At 32.4% G+C, this 19,252-nt stretch carries 14 protein-coding genes; all 14 read left to right on the forward strand.

The features are described 5' to 3' along the window. Positions 1-188 (forward strand): tyrosine-type recombinase/integrase (locus DKT72_RS17475; RefSeq protein ID WP_162623367.1); only part of this gene is annotated, 188 nt, incomplete at its 5' end. Between the two features lie 179 nt (positions 189-367). Continuing rightward, positions 368-2,878, forward strand: a complete 2,511-nt coding sequence (gene nirB, locus DKT72_RS17480) for a nitrite reductase large subunit NirB (RefSeq protein ID WP_111310041.1) — start codon at positions 368-370, stop codon at positions 2,876-2,878. A gap of 25 nt (positions 2,879-2,903) precedes the next feature. Next, entirely contained in the window at positions 2,904-3,281 is a 378-nt protein-coding gene (gene nirD / locus DKT72_RS17485) for a nitrite reductase small subunit NirD (RefSeq protein ID WP_111310042.1), read from the forward strand. Between the two features lie 11 nt (positions 3,282-3,292). Beyond that, positions 3,293-3,877: a DUF4202 domain-containing protein gene (locus DKT72_RS17490; protein WP_111310043.1), complete on the forward strand. Its 585-nt coding sequence runs from the start codon at positions 3,293-3,295 to the stop codon at positions 3,875-3,877. A 14-nt stretch (positions 3,878-3,891) separates the two neighbouring features. Beyond that, positions 3,892-5,724, forward strand: a complete 1,833-nt coding sequence (locus tag DKT72_RS17495; protein WP_111310044.1) for a sensor histidine kinase — start codon at positions 3,892-3,894, stop codon at positions 5,722-5,724. Between the two features lie 45 nt (positions 5,725-5,769). Next, positions 5,770-6,429 (forward strand): response regulator transcription factor, encoded by a 660-nt coding sequence (locus tag DKT72_RS17500; RefSeq protein WP_111310045.1) that lies wholly within the window; start codon positions 5,770-5,772, stop codon positions 6,427-6,429. A gap of 266 nt (positions 6,430-6,695) precedes the next feature. Continuing rightward, on the forward strand, positions 6,696-10,217 hold the full coding sequence (locus tag DKT72_RS17505) for a nitrate reductase (protein ID WP_111310046.1): 3,522 nt from the start codon (positions 6,696-6,698) through the stop codon (positions 10,215-10,217). After that, on the forward strand, positions 10,214-11,653 hold the full coding sequence (locus DKT72_RS17510) for a rubredoxin (protein WP_111310047.1): 1,440 nt from the start codon (positions 10,214-10,216) through the stop codon (positions 11,651-11,653). Before DKT72_RS17505 ends, DKT72_RS17510 begins: the two co-directional genes overlap by 4 nt. Before the next feature lie 183 nt (positions 11,654-11,836). Continuing rightward, positions 11,837-12,595 (forward strand): Crp/Fnr family transcriptional regulator, encoded by a 759-nt coding sequence (locus DKT72_RS17515; RefSeq protein WP_111310048.1) that lies wholly within the window; start codon positions 11,837-11,839, stop codon positions 12,593-12,595. A gap of 247 nt (positions 12,596-12,842) precedes the next feature. Further along, positions 12,843-14,216 (forward strand): CmpA/NrtA family ABC transporter substrate-binding protein, encoded by a 1,374-nt coding sequence (locus tag DKT72_RS17520; protein WP_111310049.1) that lies wholly within the window; start codon positions 12,843-12,845, stop codon positions 14,214-14,216. A 30-nt stretch (positions 14,217-14,246) separates the two neighbouring features. Beyond that, positions 14,247-15,356, forward strand: a complete 1,110-nt coding sequence (locus DKT72_RS17525) for an ABC transporter permease (protein ID WP_111310050.1) — start codon at positions 14,247-14,249, stop codon at positions 15,354-15,356. Positions 15,357-15,509: 153 nt separating this feature from the next. After that, positions 15,510-16,352, forward strand: coding sequence for an ABC transporter ATP-binding protein (locus DKT72_RS17530; RefSeq protein ID WP_111310051.1), 843 nt, complete (start codon positions 15,510-15,512; stop codon positions 16,350-16,352). 15 nt (positions 16,353-16,367) lie between these two features. Next, the gene (locus tag DKT72_RS17535; RefSeq protein WP_111310053.1) at positions 16,368-17,201 is read left to right on the forward strand and encodes an ABC transporter ATP-binding protein; all 834 of its coding nucleotides are present in this window, start codon (positions 16,368-16,370) and stop codon (positions 17,199-17,201) included. Between the two features lie 52 nt (positions 17,202-17,253). Then, a complete protein-coding gene (locus DKT72_RS17540) occupies positions 17,254-18,510 on the forward strand; it encodes an alginate export family protein (protein ID WP_111310052.1) in 1,257 nt (418 codons plus the stop codon). Positions 18,511-19,252 lie beyond the last annotated feature (742 nt).

Here is a 19,252-nt window from a genome sequence, read left to right on the forward strand (position 1 = left end):
CTTTTGCGACCACCGTTATGTTATCCAATGGCGTACCCATAGAAACGGTATCAAAGCTTTTGGGACACACAAAGCTATCAACGACACAAATCTATGCCAGAGTGGTTGAAACCAAAATAAGCGAGGATATACAAAACCTACTGATTAGATTTAGAACGAAGAAAGAACAATATCAAGCTATTAATTAAACCAATAATTTTTAATGCTTAAAAAGAATTTCCTTTCAACATCAACCTTTGTTTATTAATCAATAAAAGTTCTTTCAATTTATGAAATCAGCAATAATTACATAATTACGTAATATTTTAAAAATGCGTATATTTAATTAAGTAATAATACGTATATTTGTATTTTAAAATACGTATTAATGCAAAAAATTATAGTTATAGGGAATGGTATGGTAGGATATAAATTCTGCGAAAAGTTTGTATCTAAACCTAATAGTGATCAATTTCAAGTCATTGTCTTTGGAGAAGAACCAAGACCAGCATATGATAGGGTTCATTTGAGTGAATACTTTGAAAATCAGGATGCTGAAGCATTGGAAATGGCACCAAGATCTTGGTATGAAGAATACAATATTGAATTAATTACAGGTGTTCGTATAACCGATATTCATCGTTCTACAAAAACTATAACGAGTTCAACTGATGAATCATATACTTATGATTATTTGGTGCTCGCAACAGGATCATCGCCATTTGTTCCAAATATTAAGGGGGTAGAAAAAGAAGGTGTTTTTGTATACCGAACTATTGAAGATTTAGAAGGCATGCTTTCTTATGCAGCTGAACTTAAACTGAAGAATCCCAATGCTAAAGCGGCTGTTTTAGGAGGTGGTTTATTAGGTTTAGAAGCTGGTAAGGCGGTGATGGATATGGGTTTAGAACCTCATATTGTTGAGTTTGCACCAAAGTTAATGCCAAGACAGTTAGATGCAAGAAGTAGTCAAGTTCTACAATTAAAATTAGAATCTATAGGATTAAATATCCATCTAAGTAAAGCTACTAACCAAATTTTGGGTAATGGTTCTATTGCTGCATTGGAGTTTGGAGAAGATGACGTGCTTGATGTTGAAATGCTTATTATTTCCGCAGGAATACGTCCTAGAGATGAGTTAGGGAAAACCTGTGATTTAGAAATGGGAACTCGCGGAGGTATTGTTGTTAATAATAAAATGCAAACTACCGATCCTAGTATATATGCTATTGGTGAAGTGGCATTGTATAATCAAATGATTTACGGTTTAGTGGCTCCTGGTTATGATATGGCAGAAGTAGCAGCTAACCAAATATTAGGAAAAGAAGATTTTCTGATGCCTAGTGATATCGACATGTCAACTAAATTAAAATTGATTGGAGTCGATGTAGCAAGTTTTGGAGAACCATTCATGCCAGCGTCCAAAGGACATTCTGTTATTTTTGAAGATAAAACGAAGCATTTATATAAAAGAATAAACGTGAGTCATGATGGAAAATCATTACTTGGTGGTATTCTTGTTGGTGATGCATCAGATTATAATATGTTGCATCAAATATATTTGAATGGCATGGCTATCCCAGAAAACCCTTCAGAATTGATTTTACCCGCCAGCGAAGGCGGTAAATCTTTTGGAAGTGTCATGGATTTGCCAGATACCGCTCAAGTTTGCTCTTGTGAAAGCGTTTCCAAAGGCGCTATTTGCTGTTCAATAACAGAAAATGGCAGTAATAATTTAGGAGATGTTATTAAAGCTACTAAAGCAACAACAGGTTGTGGCGGTTGTAAACCAATGGTAGTTGATTTGGTTAATGAAACTTTAAAATCTCTTGGTAGAGAAGTTAAAGAAACCATTTGTGAGCACTTTAGTTTTAACAGGAAAGAATTATATGACTTGGTTAAAATTAATAGAGTTCCTAACTATCAAGAAGCGCTTAATTTGTTTGGAGAAGGTCATGGTTGCGAAGTTTGTAAACCAGTATTAGCATCTATTTTTGCAACCATAACCATGGAAACTGCTAATAAACAATATGAAATTCAAGATACAAACGATCGTTTTTTAGCCAATATTCAAAGAAATGGAACCTATTCTGTAGTGCCTAGAATTGCTGGTGGAGAAATAACCCCCGACAAACTGATAGTGTTAGGTGAAGTAGCCAAAAAATATGATTTATATACCAAAATAACGGGTGGACAACGTATCGATTTATTTGGTGCACAATTACATGAATTACCACTTATTTGGAAAGAATTAATTGATGCTGGTTTTGAAAGCGGACATGCTTATGGAAAATCATTACGTACTGTTAAAAGTTGCGTTGGTTCTACGTGGTGTCGTTACGGTATGCATGAAAGTGTCACTTTTGCTATAGAGATTGAAAACAGATATAAAGGATTGCGATCTCCTCATAAATTAAAAGGAGGTGTTTCTGGTTGTATTCGTGAGTGTGCTGAAGCTAGAGGTAAAGATTTTGGATTAATAGCTGTTGATGGTGGTTGGAATTTATACATATGTGGAAATGGTGGTGCAACACCAAAACATGCCATTCTTTTTGCGGAACATTTAGATGATGAAACAGCCATAAAATACTTAGACAGATTTTTAATGTATTATATACGCACAGCCGGTCCATTGGTAAGAACGGCACCTTGGTTAGAAAAGCTTGACGGCGGTATTGAATATTTGAAAAAAGTGGTTATCCAGGATTCTTTGGGAATTGCTGAAGAACTTGATAAAGAAATGCAAAGCCTAGTTAATAAATACGAATGTGAATGGAAAGAGGCTATTGAAGATCCAAATATGGCGAAACGTTTCAAACATTTTGTGAATACGGACGATACAGATGATAACTTAGTATTTGTCCCTATGCGCGAAATGAAAATGCCAAAGGCTTGGTAAAAAAAGCACTAAACTTTAAAAAAAAATGCAAGATATATTAAATCAATATCAAACAGTTACAGAAGCCAATGTTAAAGAATGGTTTCATGTTGGAGAGGTGTCCGATTTTCCAGAAAATAGTGGAGCCTGTATAAAATATAAAACCAAACAAATTGCGGTGTATAATTTTGCCAGATTATCTAAATGGTATGCGTGCCAAAACCTGTGTCCGCATAAAATGGAAATGGTATTGGCTTTTGGTATGATTGGAGATAAAGAAGGTATTCCTAAAGTGGCTTGCCCTATGCATAAAAAGAATTTCTCGTTGGAAGATGGTTCAAATTTAGGCGGCGATGATTTGAAAATTGCGGTGTATCCTGTTAAAATTGAGAACGGAAATGTGTATATTGGCTTTTCAGATTAATACAGGAAACTATGAAGCCAACAAGATTTGAGAGTGCTATTATTTTAATAGATAAAAAAAATTCAGAAGATATTAATACCTATCAAGTATATGGTTTAGAGGTTTCTAAAGAATTGGTATATTCTCAACGCATGTCACAAAAATTATTACAATTTGAGCCTGATGCCACTGAAGAATTACAAATCGCATCACGAGCTCAACATATTTGCAGATGGAAAATTGCAAGAGATGAATATCCTATGGATAAAGTAGGTTATTTAAAATGGCGAGAAACATTAAAGAAGATGCATGCAGATATTACATCAAACATTTTGAAAGAAGTTGGTTATGAAACAGAATTTATTGAACGCGTTTCTTTTTTAATTAATAAAAAACTCATTAAAAAAGATGACGAAAGTCAGACCATCGAAGATGTAATATGTTTAGTGTTTTTAGATTATTATTTTGAAGAATTTGCAACGAAGCATGAAGATGAAAAGTTGATTGATATTCTTCAAAAAACATGGAAAAAAATGTCTGAAAAAGGACATGCGGCAGCACTTAAAATCAATTATTCAGATAAGAGTCTGTCTTTAATAAAGCAAGCAATTGCTTAAAATAAAATGCATATATGGCTAAAAATGGTAATTCCCTAGACCAACGTACTTTCAAGCGATTAAGTCGTTTGTATATTATAGCATTAAGTACAATTGCGTTTTCGGTAATTATTAGTCAGATTCTTATAAGAAAACATCTTCAAGACCAAGAAAGCGATTCTACAGTTATAAATATTGCAGGTAGACAACGGATGTTGAGCCAGAAATTAACTAAAGAAATCGTTTCAATTTCTGCAGAAAGCGATTTAGAAAAAAGAATAAAACTCAAAGATAAATTAAAAAATACATTGACTTTATGGGAAGTATCACATCATGCACTTCAAAAAGGAAATGATAGTTTAGGATTACCAGGGAATAATAGCTTTGTTGTTTCTGAAATGTTCAAAGAAATTAATCCGAAATTCAATATTATTAGCGAAGCTTCAAAATCTATCATTGAAAAAATAGAAAATATTCCACCTCTTCCTGTTGAAACATTTAAAAATGAAATTGATGAAGTTAAAGAAGCAGAAGGCGGTTTTTTAACAACCATGGATGATATTGTAAATCAGTACAATTTTGAGGCAGATGAAAAAATAAGCTGGTTACGAAACCTAGAATTATTCATTATGGGTGTTACTTTAGCATTATTACTAGCTGAGTTTTTATTTATTTTTTGGCCAACAGCAAAAACTGTGAAACAAAGTCTTAAAGAATTAATTGAAGCAGAGAAGAAAGCTAAAAAAATGGCTTTTGATGCAGATTTACTTAGTGTTTCAAAAGAAAAATCAATAAAAGAATTACGAGCTTTAAGTCAGGCTATGGACGATACTATGCTATTTGCACGTATCACATCAAATGGATTTATTGTACATATGGGGAATAAATTTTCTAGGCTTTTTAAGTATAGTAATTTTAATAGCAATGCTCGTTTTTCTGAAATTTTATCAATAACCGAATCAGAACGTTCTGCTATTGAGAGCTTAATCACTAAACATAAAAAAACAGGTTGGCAAGGAGAAGTTAAGGCAACAACAAAGGATAATAATTCAGTTTGGTTAGAAATGGCTATTATTCCTTTTAATCCAACCGATGATAAATCTGAATTATTAATTATTGCATCAGATATCACAAAACGAAAAGAAGGTCAAATAGAAATAGAGCGTTTAACAAAAGAAAGTTTTGAAGAACGCATGAATCAACAAAAAGTCATTTCAAGTAAGATTATAGAAAACCAAGAAAAAGAACAAAACCGTATTGCTAAAGATGTTCATGATGGTATTGGGCAAATGCTAACCGGATTAAAATATAATTTAGAAAGTATTGACATAAAAGACATTAATAAAACGGCATCAAAAATAGAACATTTAAAAGTGCTAGCCTCAGATATCATAAAAGGTGTTAGAACAGCAACTTTTAATTTAACACCTCCAGAGTTGGCAGATCATGGTATTGTGCCCGCACTTACAAAGCTTACAACTGAGTTGAGTAAATTAACCGGGAAAAATATTGTGCTTTATAATAAAACAGATTTCACGCAAAGATTAGATTCACTTGCCGAAATAAATATTTATCGCATCACCCAAGAAGCTATTAATAATGCCATAAAATATGCTAATTCCACACATATTATTGTTTCTATTACTAATAGTGATAATATGCTGAGTATTTTGATAGATGATAATGGTAAAGGCTTTGATCCCACTAAAGTTAAGAATGTGAAAAATGGTGAAGGTGGTATGGGAATGACGTTTATGAAAGAACGCATAAAATATATAAATGGACGTTTGTTTCTTACTTCAGATGTAAATAAAGGAACTAGAGTCACTTTAAACATTCCTTTGGAAGAAGTAAGTATAACTACGTAAATTTTTATAACTTTGTACAAAACAACTTTATAAATATTAAAATAAATGGATGTTATTAACGTAGTTTTAGCAGATGACCATGTACTTGTAAGAGATGGGATTAAAGCCCTTTTAGAAGATCAACAAGGGATTAAGGTCATAGATGAAGCTTCTAACGGAAGAGAAGCTTTAGAAGTTATTGCTAAAAACAAACCGCATTTATTAATTGTTGATATAAGAATGCCAGAAATGAATGGTATTGAGGTTGTTAGAACTATTAATAACATATATAAAGATGTTAGAACACTCGTGCTTTCTATGCACGACTCAGAAGAATATGTTGTACAAGCCATTCAAGCGGGTGCAGATGGTTACTTGTTAAAAGGAGCCAGTAAGGATGAGTTTTTAAAAGCATTGCATGCAGTTGCAGCAGGTGGTAAATACTTTACAGGTGATGTTTCATCGATTATCATGAATAATTTTGTGAATGGTGCAGCGAAAAGCACTCCAAGAAAAGAAGCTATAGAAGACCCATTTAATCTTACAAAAAGGGAAAAACAGATTTTGAATCTAGTACTTCAATTAAAAAACAATAAAGATATAGCTGATGAACTAAATATTAGCAAACGCACTGCAGAAGTACATCGTTTCAATTTGATGAAAAAATTAGACGTAAAAAACCTTATGGAGCTAAGTAATAAAGCAAATGAATTTCAACTTATTTAGTTTTTCAATAAGTTATTCCAATTCTGATATTAATTTTTATCATAAAAATTAATATCTTCCCTTAAAAAAAATACGTATTTTATTCTTAATAATTAAGTATTAATACTTACTTTTGTTAATTAAATATTTGTATTGTAGAATTAAAAACATAAAATTTTATCTAATTATAGATTTACGGGTGTGTTTTTTATTGTATTCAGAATAATACGATTTGCTATTGTTTAGTGTTAATTTATTTTATTAATTAGTGTAAAATCAGTGTTGTAATGATTAAAAATGAAGTGAAGACAACATGTTCATACTGCGGTGTGGGCTGTGGTATTATCGTAAAGAAAGATACTGATAACAAGGTTTTAGTAGAAGCTGATCCAGATCATCCAGTAAGTAGAGGTATGTTATGTTCTAAAGGAATGAATTTACATTATGTTGTTAATGATACATCTGATAGAATTCTTTATCCTGAAATGCGTTGGAGCAGATCGCACCCTCGAGAACGGGTTAGTTGGGATGATGCTTTAGACAGAGCAGCTAGTGTTTTTAAATCTATTATAAAAAAGCACGGACCAGATAGTGTGGCATTTTACGTGTCTGGACAAAGCTTAACAGAAGAATATTATATTGCCAATAAACTTACAAAAGGGTTTTTAGGAACTAATAATATTGATACAAACTCACGTTTGTGTATGAGTTCTGCAGTGGTTGGCTATAAAAAAACGTTTGGTGAAGATTGTGTTCCTGTTTCGTATGAAGATATAGAGTTGGCAGATTGTTTTCTTATTACAGGTGCAAACCCAGCTTGGTGCCATCCCATTCTTTTTAGAAGAATTGAAAAACATAAAGAACAAAATCCTCATGTTCAAATTATCGTTATTGACCCTCGTAAAACCGATTCAGCGAGTTTTGCAGATTTGCATCTTCAGCTTATTCCAGGAACCGATGTCATTCTTTACAATGCCATTGGAAGACGCTTGTTTGAGCGCGGATTAATTGATAACGAATTTATAAAAAACCATACAGAAGGTTTTGATGCTTATAAAGATTTAATCTTTTCTACTTCAGTAAAAGATGCAGCTATATTATGTGGTGTTCCTGAAAAGGATATTAGAAAAGCAGCCGATATTATCGGACTTTCAAAAGGATTTATTAGTATGTGGGCTATGGGACTTAATCAAAGTTCTGTTGGAACCGATAAAAATGTGTCCTTATTAAACTTATCTCTTATTACTGGCCAGGTTGGTAAACCTGGCTCAGGGCCTTTTTCATTGACTGGTCAACCAAATGCTATGGGTGGTCGTGAGGTAGGAGGTATGGCTAATTTATTGGCGGTACATAAAAATTTAACAAATGAAGAACACCGCAGAGAAGTAGCACAATTTTGGGGTGTAGATAAAATTTCTCCAAAACCAGGTTTAACAGCTACCGAAATGTTTGATGCCCTTGAAAGTGGTAAAGTAAAAGCGGTTTGGATTATGTGTACCAATCCTATGGTTAGCTTACCAAATATCAACAAAATTGAAAAGGCCCTTATGAATGCTAAATTTGTTGTGGTTCAAGAAATTTCTCATAAATCGGATACAGTGGCTTATGCCGATTTGGTTTTGCCTGCAGCAGGTTGGTTAGAAAAGGAAGGTACTATGACAAATTCTGAAAGACGAATTTCATATTTGCCCAAAGAAATTGAAGCCCCAGGAGAGGCTAGACCTGATGTGGAAATTCTTTGTGATTTTGCTCAACGTATGGGTTTTAGAGGATTTAATTATAACAGTGCTGAAGAAATTTATAATGAATATTGTTCCATGACAAAAGGAACGAACATTGATATTTCATTTTTGAATTACGATAGACTTAAAAATGAAGGTACGTTTCAATGGCCAGTTCCAGAATACAGACATCTAGGAACACCAAGACTTTTTGAAGATAAAAAGTTTTACACACCTTCGAAAAAGGCCATTTTCAATATTCCTCAGAGTATTACAAATACATCGGTAATGCCTGATGAAGAGTTTCCGCTTATATTAACTACTGGGCGTGTTCGTGACCAATGGCATACCATGACAAAAACAGGAAAAGTGTCTAGGTTAAAAACACATTACCCAAATCCGGTTTTAGAAATCAATCCTGTTGATGCATATTTGAATAAACTTAAAGATGGTGACATTACAGAAATAAAAAGTAAAAATGGTGTTGTTAGAGTAAGAGCTCAAGTAACCGATTCCGTAAGAAAAGGAGTGGTTTTTTTACCTATGCATTGGGGTAAGCAGTTGCAAAACGACTTAAATAGAGCTAATAATTTAACCAATACAGTGGTTGATCCGTTTTCAAAAGAACCCGATTTTAAATTCACAACCGTTTCTGTTAAAAAGTATAAAAAGGCTGTAGAAAAAATCATTGTAGTTGGAGCAGGAGCTGCGGCATTTAGGTTTATTCAGAATTATAGAGAACATAACGAAAAAGATACTATTCACGTGTTTTCAAAAGAACCTAATTTATTCTATAATAGGGTATTATTACCAGAATATGTCACAGAGGAATTAACATGGGAGCAACTTCTTAAAATAAAAGCATCAGGATTAAAAAGTCTTAATATTAAAACACATTCTGAAACATTCATTACTAAAATAAATCAAGAACTTAAAATTGTAACCGATAGTAATGGTGAAGAGCATGCTTTTGATAAGTTAATTTTAGCGACAGGTAGCCGGGCGTTTATTCCAAAAGATGCGCAAATAAATTTACCTGGTAGATTTACCATGCGTAATAAAAGTGATGCCGACAAATTTAAAACCTATTTAGAAAATACAAATTTACCACCAGAAGCACAACATGTTACCATTGTAGGTGGTGGTTTGCTAGGATTGGAGTTGGCAGCTGCTTTAAAACATAAAAACATACAAATAACCATTATACAGCGTTCTTCTAAACTTATGGAACGTCAATTGGATAAAGTGTCTAGTAAATTATTGGCATTAGATGTTCAAGAGCGAGGTATACAAATTTATTTTGATAATGAAGTCAGTACGGTGTTTGAAGATGAAGACACAGGAGAGCTTAATATTACTTTAAAAAGTGGGAAATTATTAGTGTCTAATGCCATTGTTTATGCCATTGGAACACAACCAAATATTGAAATAGCCAAAGAAAATGGTATTGTTTGTGGAAAGGGTGTGAGAGTGAATCAGCACCTGCAATCATCGCATCCAGATATTTTTGCTATTGGAGAAATAGCCGAATTTAATAATCAACTTTTCGGAATTACATCTGCTGCAGAAGAGCAAGCTACAATACTGGCAAATTTTATTGCTGGAGACATTAGTAGTTCATATAATGGTTCTGTATTAATGAATATTTTAAAGTTTAACGACCTTAATTTGTGTAGTATAGGTAATATTAATGTGCCTGAAAATGATGATAGTTACCAAGAAGTTATTTTTACGGATATTTCCAAACGATACTATAAAAAATGCATTGTTAAAGATGATTTGCTGGTTGGTGCTGTTTTAATGGGTGATAAAAATGAATTTGCCGAATTTAAAACCATGATTGAGAGTAAAATTGAAATGGCAGACAAAAGAGATACGTTGTTAAGAGGTGCTTCAAACACCAAACCCATAATAGGAAAATTGGTATGTTCTTGCAGTCAGGTTGGTGAAGGTAATATAAAAGAAGCTATACAAGCTGGCTGTGTTAATTTTACTGAGCTTTGTAATAAAACAGGGGCTGGTTTAGGTTGTGGAAGTTGTAAAACTGAGGTTAGGGATATATTGAATAATACAAGCATACTTGCATGAAAAACCAATTAAATAGATTAATAATTAAGGGAGGTGTGTTATCTCCTGGAGAGCTAAAATACATTTGCGAATGTGTGGAAAGTTTGGGTTTAAAATCCATTTCATTTGGATCTAGACAAGATATTTTATTACCAAAAGAAACCAATCAAGATCAGTTGTCTGCTTTTGAAAAACTCCAAGTTGTAGAAAAAGGTAATGCTAAAATACAGAATATTGTATCGTCATATGTATGTTCAGATATTCTGCCAAGTACGTCCTGGCTAACTAGTGACCGATACTTATATATTTTGGAACAATTCAGACCTAAACTAAAATTAAAAGTTAATATTACCGACCCCAAACAGCGTTTAGTGCCTTTGTTTACTGGTCACTTAAACTTTATTGCTTCAGAACATGAAGATTATTGGTATTTATATGTAAGACTTCCAGAATGGGATAAAACAGATATGTATCCAGCACTTATTTATAGTTGGGATCTTGATAAAATAGAAACAGCCATTGAAAATATTTTGCAAGAAGAACCAGAAAATGTACAAACTGTTTTTGAATTAGTTAGTGATGCTATTGATACCAATAATAGAACCGTTGACAAACCTTTAGATGTACCCTTTTACCCATTTCCTTATTATGAAGGAATGAACAGAATTGGAATGGATAAATATTGGTTGGGACTCTATTGGAGAAATAATAAATACGATATTTCCTTTTTAAAAGCGATGTGCGAGCTTTGCGATGAATGTAAAATAGGTAAAATATCTATCACACCTTGGAAATCGTTCATTGTTAAAGGAATCCCAATAAATTCAAAACTGCAATGGGAAAAGTTTTTAGGAAAGCAAGGAATAAATGTACGGCATTCTATGTTGGAGTTGAATTGGCACTTGCCAGTCAATAACAAAGAGGCTATTGGCTTAAAGAAATATTTGGTTTCCTGCTTTGATAAAAATGATATTAGCACGTATGGATTAACCTTTAGTATTACTGATTATGATAAAAAATCCAATTATTTTACGTCCATAGTTATTAAAAAAAATGCCATTCTAGAGGAGTTAGTTGTTTTTAATATTCGTGAGACTTATAATCTACTATATGCTAAAAATTTCGATCCTAATACCCAAGATTATATCATGCACGTGCAAGATATTGATAAAGAAGAATTACCTAAGTTGTTAATGGAACTAAGTAAATTATATTTTGATCAACTAGGTACTGAAAAAGATGGTGATACATCTAAATCTGTTTTAAAAGAAAAAGTTGAGCTACAAGTGTATCAATGTAAAGATTGCTTAACTATTTATAATGAAGTTTATGGAGATATTATCCAAAATATAAAACCAAAGACCTCGTTTAAAGACCTTCCTGAAACTTATAAATGCTCTCTTTGTGAGGCACCTAAAAGTAATTTTGAAAGAAAGATTATGGTAAATAATTATTAGTTTATCCTAACTAATAGATGAATAAATAAGGAATTCAATTCATTAGTTTATTGTTTTAATGGGCATTTATAGTTAGTACTTCATTTAAAATTTATATTAAAAATAAGTATTTTTCGCAAAATATAAGTATTAATACTTATATTTGTTTCATTAACTGATGTGTGTATATATGTTAAAAGTTTCATGGATAATATAAACTCAAAATCAAAAGTAACAAAATTCAAAAGAAATCCATTCTTTGTGGTAAGTTGTGATATTTGTGAAAATGAATCTTGTTTGATTAAACGAAACTTAAAAGTATTATCATTCTCAAATTTTCTTCAAGAAAAGAGTGATATAAAATGCAAAAAGGGACAGCAATTTATTTTAGAAGGCTCACCTGTTAATGGGCTTTTTTTTGTTCTCAAAGGCAAGGTTAAGGTTTTTAGAACGGGAATAAATGGGAGAGAGCAAATTGTTAGATTTGCTAAAGAAGGAGAGATTATTGGGCACAGAGGGTTTGGAACTGAAGAATACTATTCAATAGGAGCCATAGCACTTGAAGATACGGTATTATGTTATTTTTCTAAAGGAAATCTGCAAAACGCATTATATAAATACCCAGAGTTTACTTATGACATGATGCTTTTTTACGCTAACGAACTTAATAAAAGTGAATCTAAAGTAAAGTCATTATCTCAAATGACTGTGAGAGAGCGTGTCATTGATACCTTATTATATATACATAAAAAGTTTGGAGATCATCGAGGTTTTTTTAATTTGACTCTAAGTAGAAAAGAGTACGCAGATCATGCTGGAACTACTGAAGAACAGGTGATACGTGTTTTTTCCATTCTAAAAAAGGAAAATCTCATTATTTCCAAAGGAAAAAAAATAGGTATTAATAATATTCAAAAACTTAAAAAAGAGATTAGCGAACACAATTACTTCTTAGAAAGCTAGTCTTATTTTAAATCACTAATCAAAAACCTTATTACTTAGTTTTATTTGTTTTGTGTTTAGTGTAATTACTTATTTCATAATTAATTGATAATATGGTGTTTAAACATTTTATATGTTTTTTAGCATATTTTAATATGTTTTAAAAAGATATAATAACATGTATATAATCATTATATGAAATTTAAACTACTTATATATTTGTAAAAATAAGTATAAATACTTAGTTAACTTTAAAATATTTAAAATAATGAAAACATTAATTACAAAAGCATCACTACTTTTTTCTCTTTCTGTCATGCTATTCTCTTGTGGTGGAAAAGCTGAAAAAAAAGAAGCTATAACAGAACCGGCTGTAGAAAATAAATTGACTATTGAGAAACCACAATTAACGTTTGGGTTTATCAAATTAACAGATATGGCACCATTAGCCATTGCCAAAGAAAAAGGATTTTTTGAAGATGAAGGATTATATGTGACTGTTGAAGCACAATCTAACTGGAAAAATGTATTGGATCGTGTTATTGATGGACAAATTGATGGTTCTCATATGCTAGCAGGACAGCCTATTGCTGCAAGTGCTGGTTTTGGTAGACAAGCGGAATTGGTAACAGCTTATTCAATGGATTTAAATGGAAATGCTATTACTGTTTCAAACGATGTTTGGTCTAAAATGAAAGATAATATTCCAGTTGATTCTAATGGAAAACCAGTTCACCCTATAAAAGCTGATGCTTTAAAACCTGTAATTACTAAATATAAAAATGAAGGTAAGGCATTTAAAATGGGTATGGTATTTCCAGTATCAACACATAATTATGAAATAAGATATTGGTTAGCTGCTGCAGGGATTAATCCAGGAATGTATACAGCAGACAATGTTCAAGGTCAGATTGATGCCGAGGTTTTATTATCTGTAACGCCTCCACCACAAATGCCTGCAACTCTAGAAGCAGGAACTATTTATGGATACTGTGTGGGTGAACCTTGGAATCAACAAGCTGTTTTTAAAGGTATTGGAGTTCCGGTAGTTACTAACTACGAAATATGGAAAAACAATCCAGAAAAAGTATTTGTAATGACTAAGAAGTTTGTGGAGCAATATCCTAATACAGCTGTTGCGGTTACAAAAGCATTAATTAGAGCAGGAAAATGGTTAGATGAGCCAGGGAATAGAGCAGAGGCTGTTAAAATATTATCGATGTCACAATACGTTGGAGCAGATGAGCAAGTATTAGCGAACTCTATGACTGGAACATTTGAATTTGAAAAAGGTGATAAACGTGATTTACCAGATTTTAATGTATTCTACAAATACAATGCAACCTATCCTTTCTATTCTGATGGCATTTGGTTTTTAACTCAAATGCGTCGTTGGGGGCAAATTCCAGAAGCCAAGCCAGCTACATGGTATGAAGAAACAATTAAAAATATTTACCGTCCAGATATCTGGAAAAAAGCAGCGGATCTTTTAGTTAAAGAAGGTAAAATGCCTGCAACTGATATTCCCACTACAGATGGTTTCAAACCAGCAACTACCGATTTTATTGATGGTACTAAGTATGATGCTAAAGATCCTATTGGTTACATAAACAGTTTCAAAATAGGTAACAAGGATAAATAATCCATAATAAGAATTTCAAAAATTAGAAAAATGAAGCAAAGCTTAACATTAGGAAAAGTAACCAAGTTTATAGGTATTGCAGGATTGTTAGAAACAATAAAGGATTTGTTTACTGGAAATCTTGATAAAGAAGACTTTAAAAACTTCTTACGTAAAGTGATAATGCCTCTTGCTTCGGTTTTTTTATTTTTCGCAGTATGGTATTTCGGAGCTAAAAGTTTACATGATATTGAGGCAGATCGTTTAATTAAAAAAGCCTTAGTAGAACAAGGACCAGCAGAAGCGGAAAAAGTAAGAGCATGTATAGAATCAGGCGAGAAAACATGTCAGCCAAACTCATTACCGTCACCTGCACAGGTATGGGGAGCTTATCAAACATTATTAGCAGATCATTATGTTATTAGAGCAGATAAGAAAGCATTTATAGAAAAAACAGCGGTGCTTAATGCAAAACGTGTGGCTAATGGAGAAGCTGCTATTGTTTACACTGGTAGGCCATCGTTTGTTGACCAAATATTCACAAGTATAATAACCGTATTTGCAGGATTTTTATTGGCACTTTTTATTGCTGTTCCTATTGGTATCATCATTGGTTTAAGTGAAACATTAAGAAGTTCTGTGAATTGGTTAATACAAATTTTTAAACCTGTATCTCCTGTAGTTTGGTTCTTATTGGTTTTTATGATTGTAAAAACATTCGCCAAAAATTCGGATGCAGATAGTGCTTTCATCATCTGTTTTATAAGTGTTGGTTTGTGTTCCATGTGGGCAACATTGGTTAACACGGCTATGGGGGTTTCTTCAGTAGATAAAGATTATATCAATGTTGCTAAAGTCTTGAAATTGGGTCCTATGCAAAAAATATTCAAAGTCATTTTGCCATCATCTCTACCATTAATCTTTACGGGACTTCGTATCACGTTGTCTGTAGCATGGATGGTATTAATTGCTATTGAACTTTTAGCACAAAGTCCTGGTTTAGGTTCATTTGTTTGGGAAGAATTTCAAAATGGAGCAAATGACTCTAACTCAAAAATAATAGCAGCCATGTTTGTTATTGGTATTATAGGTTTCATGCTCGATAGAATCATGTTGACCATTCAAAAGATGGTATCATTTAATAAGAATGATGGTATTTAAATTATGTGGAATTGTTTTAAGCGTCGAATATAGTGAACATTATACCGAGGAGCGAAGGGATGTGATTATCACATCATATTAAAAAGATTACTTCATTTTATTCGCAATGACGAACTAAAAAATGAAACGAATCAACAAATAAACACAAGAAAAATGGCATATCTAGAATTAAAAAATATCTATAAAACGTATGGTGAAGGTGAGACTGCAACCGAGGTGCTTTCTAACATCAACTTAACCATAGAAGAAGGAGAGTTTGTTGCCATTGTTGGGTTTACAGGAAGTGGAAAAACCACCTTGGTGAACTTAATCAATGGACTTTTAATGCCAACAAGTGGTGAGGTTTTATTTAAAGGAGAATCTGTGGTTGATACAAGTCATGAGCGAGGTGTTATTTTTCAAAACTATTCCTTACTTCCTTGGTTAACTGTTGGGCAAAATATTTTCATGGCAGTTAAAGAAGCATTTCCGAAGAAAACAAGGAAAGAGTTACATGACATTGTAGAAGAATTTGTAGCCATGGTAAATTTATCGCATGCTATAAATAAGCGTCCGAAAGAATTGTCTGGAGGTATGCGTCAACGTGTTGCGGTTGCCAGAGCTTTAGCTATGAAACCCGAAATGATTATTATGGACGAACCTTTGGGTGCCCTTGATGCTTTAACAAGAGGAAATCTGCAAGATGAAATTTTAAATATCTGGGGAAAAGATAAACACACAGCTTTATTAATTACAAATGATGTAGATGAAGGGATTTATATGGCAGATAGAATCATTCCATTACGTCCAGGCCCAAATGCCACATTAGGCCCAGAATTCAAAATAGATATTGATCGTCCAAGAGATAAAACAGAATTAAACGATAATCCCAATTTTAAAAAGACCCGTAACGCCATCATTGAATATTTAATGGAAATAGGAAATGAACGTAAATCTGAAGTACAAAAGGAATATTTATTGCCAGACTTGACACCTAAAAGTTTTGTTTGGTTATAATTAAAAATGCAAGGTATGACAACAATAATAGAAACAAATAGCGCGAATACATATTCAGAAAACGGAATTGTATATCCTTCCAGTAATGTGATGTTAGATTTAGTTAATCTGAAAAAAGTATATCCAACCCCAAATGGCGAATACATTGTTTTAGAAGATTTAAATCTTCAAATCATGAAGGAAGAGTTTTTAACCATTATTGGGCATTCTGGTTGCGGAAAAACAACCATGCTTTCCATGATAGCAGGACTTAATAATATTTCAGATGGAACTATTTCAGTTTTAGGAAAACATATTGTGGGTCCAGGTCCTGATAGAGGGGTTATTTTTCAATCCCCAAGCTTGATGCCTTGGATGACAGGACTTCAAAATGTATTACTTGGAGTTAATAAAGTATTTCCTCATGCCAGCAAATCGCAACGCATAGAGATTGCTAAATATTACCTGCAAAAAGTGGGTTTAGAAAATTCATTTAATAAAAAAGCTACAGAACTTTCTCAAGGCATGCAACAGCGGGTAGGTATCGCCAGAGCATTTGCAATTAAACCTCAGGTGTTATTATTAGATGAACCTTTTGGGATGTTAGATTCTTTAACCAGAGGTGAGCTTCAAGATATTCTTATTGAAATATGGAATAAAGAAAAAATAACAGCTGTTATGATTACTCATGATGTTGACGAAGCCATTTTTTTAGCAGACCGTGTCGTGATGATGACAAGTGGTCCAAAAGCTAAAATAGGAGATATTCTGAATATTAATTTTGAAAGACCTCGTACAAGAAAATCAGTTTTAGAACATGACGATTATTATAAATACAGAAAGCATCTTATAGACTTTCTAGAACATTAAAATTAACCAAACAATAAAACTTAAACACAACAATTAACTTAAAATCAACAAAATGAAAAAAAAATATCTTTTACTATGCCTATTGGCAGGAATGGCTCCATTTGCAAATGCACAGTTCTCTTTAGATGGAGAATTTAGACCAAGAACAGAATATCGCCATGGATTTGGAAGTTTAATTCCAGATGCTGCTGATGCTGGTTATGGAATATCAACTAGAATTAGATTAAATGCAGGTTATACTACTGAAGCTTATAAATTTTACTTAAGTTTTCAAGATGTTATGGTATGGGGAGAAAACAGACAACTTTTGCCATATGATCAAAATAATTCGTTTGCAGTTTTTGAAGCTTGGGCAGATATTAATTTAGGTTCTGGTTTTTCTACAAAATTAGGACGACAAGTCATCTCTTATGACGACCAACGTATTTTTGGTGGCTTAGATTGGGCACAACAAGGGCGTAATCATGATGCTGCTTTATTAAAATATAAAAAGGATAAATTTATGTTAGATTTAGGCTTGGCATTCAGTCAAGATTATTCTAACCCAACAGGATTTGTAAATACAGGAACAGTTTATAATACTACAGGTTTCTTTTCTTACAAAACCATGCAATATGTGTATTTAAAACAATCTTGGGAAAGTTTTTTTGGTAGCTTATTGTTATTAAATAACGGATTTCAAAAATTTGAAATCGATGGTGTAACTCCTGATGGTGTAAATAATTTACAAACTTTAGGAACACATTTAGATTATAAAAAAGGAAGTTTAGGTTTGGCAGCGAATGCCTTTCTTCAAACAGGAGATCAAGTAAAAAGTGCTTATTTACTAGGGTTAGATTTAACCTACAAAGTATCTCCAAAAGTTGATTTAGGTGCAGGTCTTGAAATTATTAGCGGCAATGACCCAACTACAACAAAAAGCGAAACTTTCTTTCCATTGTATGGAACAAACCATAAATTCAATGGCTTTATGGATTATTTCTATGTAGGTAATCATGCAAATTCTGTTGGATTATTTGATATTCATGTAAGTGCAAATTTTACACTAAGTGAAACGTCTAGTTTAATGGTTAAAGCTCTTAATTTTAATGGAGAACAAGATTTACCAAGTGGAGAAAATTCTTTAGGAACAGAGGTGGATTTGGTATTCACAAAAAAATTCAAAGGTTATAGCATGGTATTAGGTTACTCACATATGTTTCCTAGTAATGGTATGTATGAGTTGAAAGGTGTTACTGAAGCTAATGCAGCAGATGGTCAAAACTGGGCTTGGGCTATGTTAGTTTTAAAACCTAAGTTTTTAAATTAGAATACTATTTGAGTTTTCATAATACTTAAATAGTGTAATTGGTCAAAATGTTTTAATGTTTAGAATCCTGTGAAAGTGGGATTCTTTTTTATAAGTTTAAATTATAATATGGTTGGAAATCTAGAGAATTCAACAAATTCAAATTTTTTATAATATATAAACCTAAAATTAATAAAAAATCCATATTCCTTATTATTAGTATTTAATAATAATAAGGAATATAAAATAAGAATAGACAATACGTGAGCCCTGCTATACCAAATCACATATATCTTTTTTAAATGAGATTTTCGCTAAATAATCCAATTGGAGTATCACAAATAAAAGCGGTAAGACTTGTAATATAAACATCTTTTCAGGAGGTGTAAATATGACATCTAACTTCTGCAATGCCTTAGTTATTAATAAATCTTCATTCTCATTCATTTAAATTTCTATAATCTGATCGATACTCACTTGAATATTTAATGTTAATGCATATATATTTCTCAGCGATGAGAATGAAACCGAGTTATTAAACACCCTTAATAGACGAATTCATTTTACTGATTTAAATAAGTCACTGGAATTAGGAAAGCTGCTTAATATTATTGCTCTAAACACTGTTGGCGGTAGTATTTTTTCAATTAAACGATTGCCTAGAAGCTAAATGGTAAAGCTAAAGGGTAAGGGGGTAAAGCAAGAGGGTAACACGCTGCGCGATGTTACTGGTTTATATTTCATTTAAAATCAGATATTTAAC

The organism is Confluentibacter sediminis (assembly GCF_003258355.1).
GTDB classification, from domain to species: Bacteria; Bacteroidota; Bacteroidia; order Flavobacteriales; family Flavobacteriaceae; genus Confluentibacter; species Confluentibacter sediminis.

Bases quoted from the DNA above. Each gene is read 5' to 3' on its own strand.
- nirB (WP_111310041.1), top strand. From the start codon at position 368: ATGCAAAAAATTATAGTTATAGGGAATGGTATGGTAGGATATAAATTC.
- nirD (WP_111310042.1), top strand. From the start codon at position 2,904: ATGCAAGATATATTAAATCAATATCAAACAGTTACAGAAGCCAATGTT.
- DKT72_RS17490 (WP_111310043.1), top strand. From the start codon at position 3,293: ATGAAGCCAACAAGATTTGAGAGTGCTATTATTTTAATAGATAAAAAA.
- DKT72_RS17495 (WP_111310044.1), top strand. From the start codon at position 3,892: ATGGCTAAAAATGGTAATTCCCTAGACCAACGTACTTTCAAGCGATTA.
- DKT72_RS17500 (WP_111310045.1), top strand. From the start codon at position 5,770: ATGGATGTTATTAACGTAGTTTTAGCAGATGACCATGTACTTGTAAGA.
- DKT72_RS17505 (WP_111310046.1), top strand. From the start codon at position 6,696: ATGATTAAAAATGAAGTGAAGACAACATGTTCATACTGCGGTGTGGGC.
- DKT72_RS17510 (WP_111310047.1), top strand. From the start codon at position 10,214: ATGAAAAACCAATTAAATAGATTAATAATTAAGGGAGGTGTGTTATCT.
- DKT72_RS17515 (WP_111310048.1), top strand. From the start codon at position 11,837: ATGGATAATATAAACTCAAAATCAAAAGTAACAAAATTCAAAAGAAAT.
- DKT72_RS17520 (WP_111310049.1), top strand. From the start codon at position 12,843: ATGAAAACATTAATTACAAAAGCATCACTACTTTTTTCTCTTTCTGTC.
- DKT72_RS17525 (WP_111310050.1), top strand. From the start codon at position 14,247: ATGAAGCAAAGCTTAACATTAGGAAAAGTAACCAAGTTTATAGGTATT.
- DKT72_RS17530 (WP_111310051.1), top strand. From the start codon at position 15,510: ATGGCATATCTAGAATTAAAAAATATCTATAAAACGTATGGTGAAGGT.
- DKT72_RS17535 (WP_111310053.1), top strand. From the start codon at position 16,368: ATGACAACAATAATAGAAACAAATAGCGCGAATACATATTCAGAAAAC.
- DKT72_RS17540 (WP_111310052.1), top strand. From the start codon at position 17,254: ATGAAAAAAAAATATCTTTTACTATGCCTATTGGCAGGAATGGCTCCA.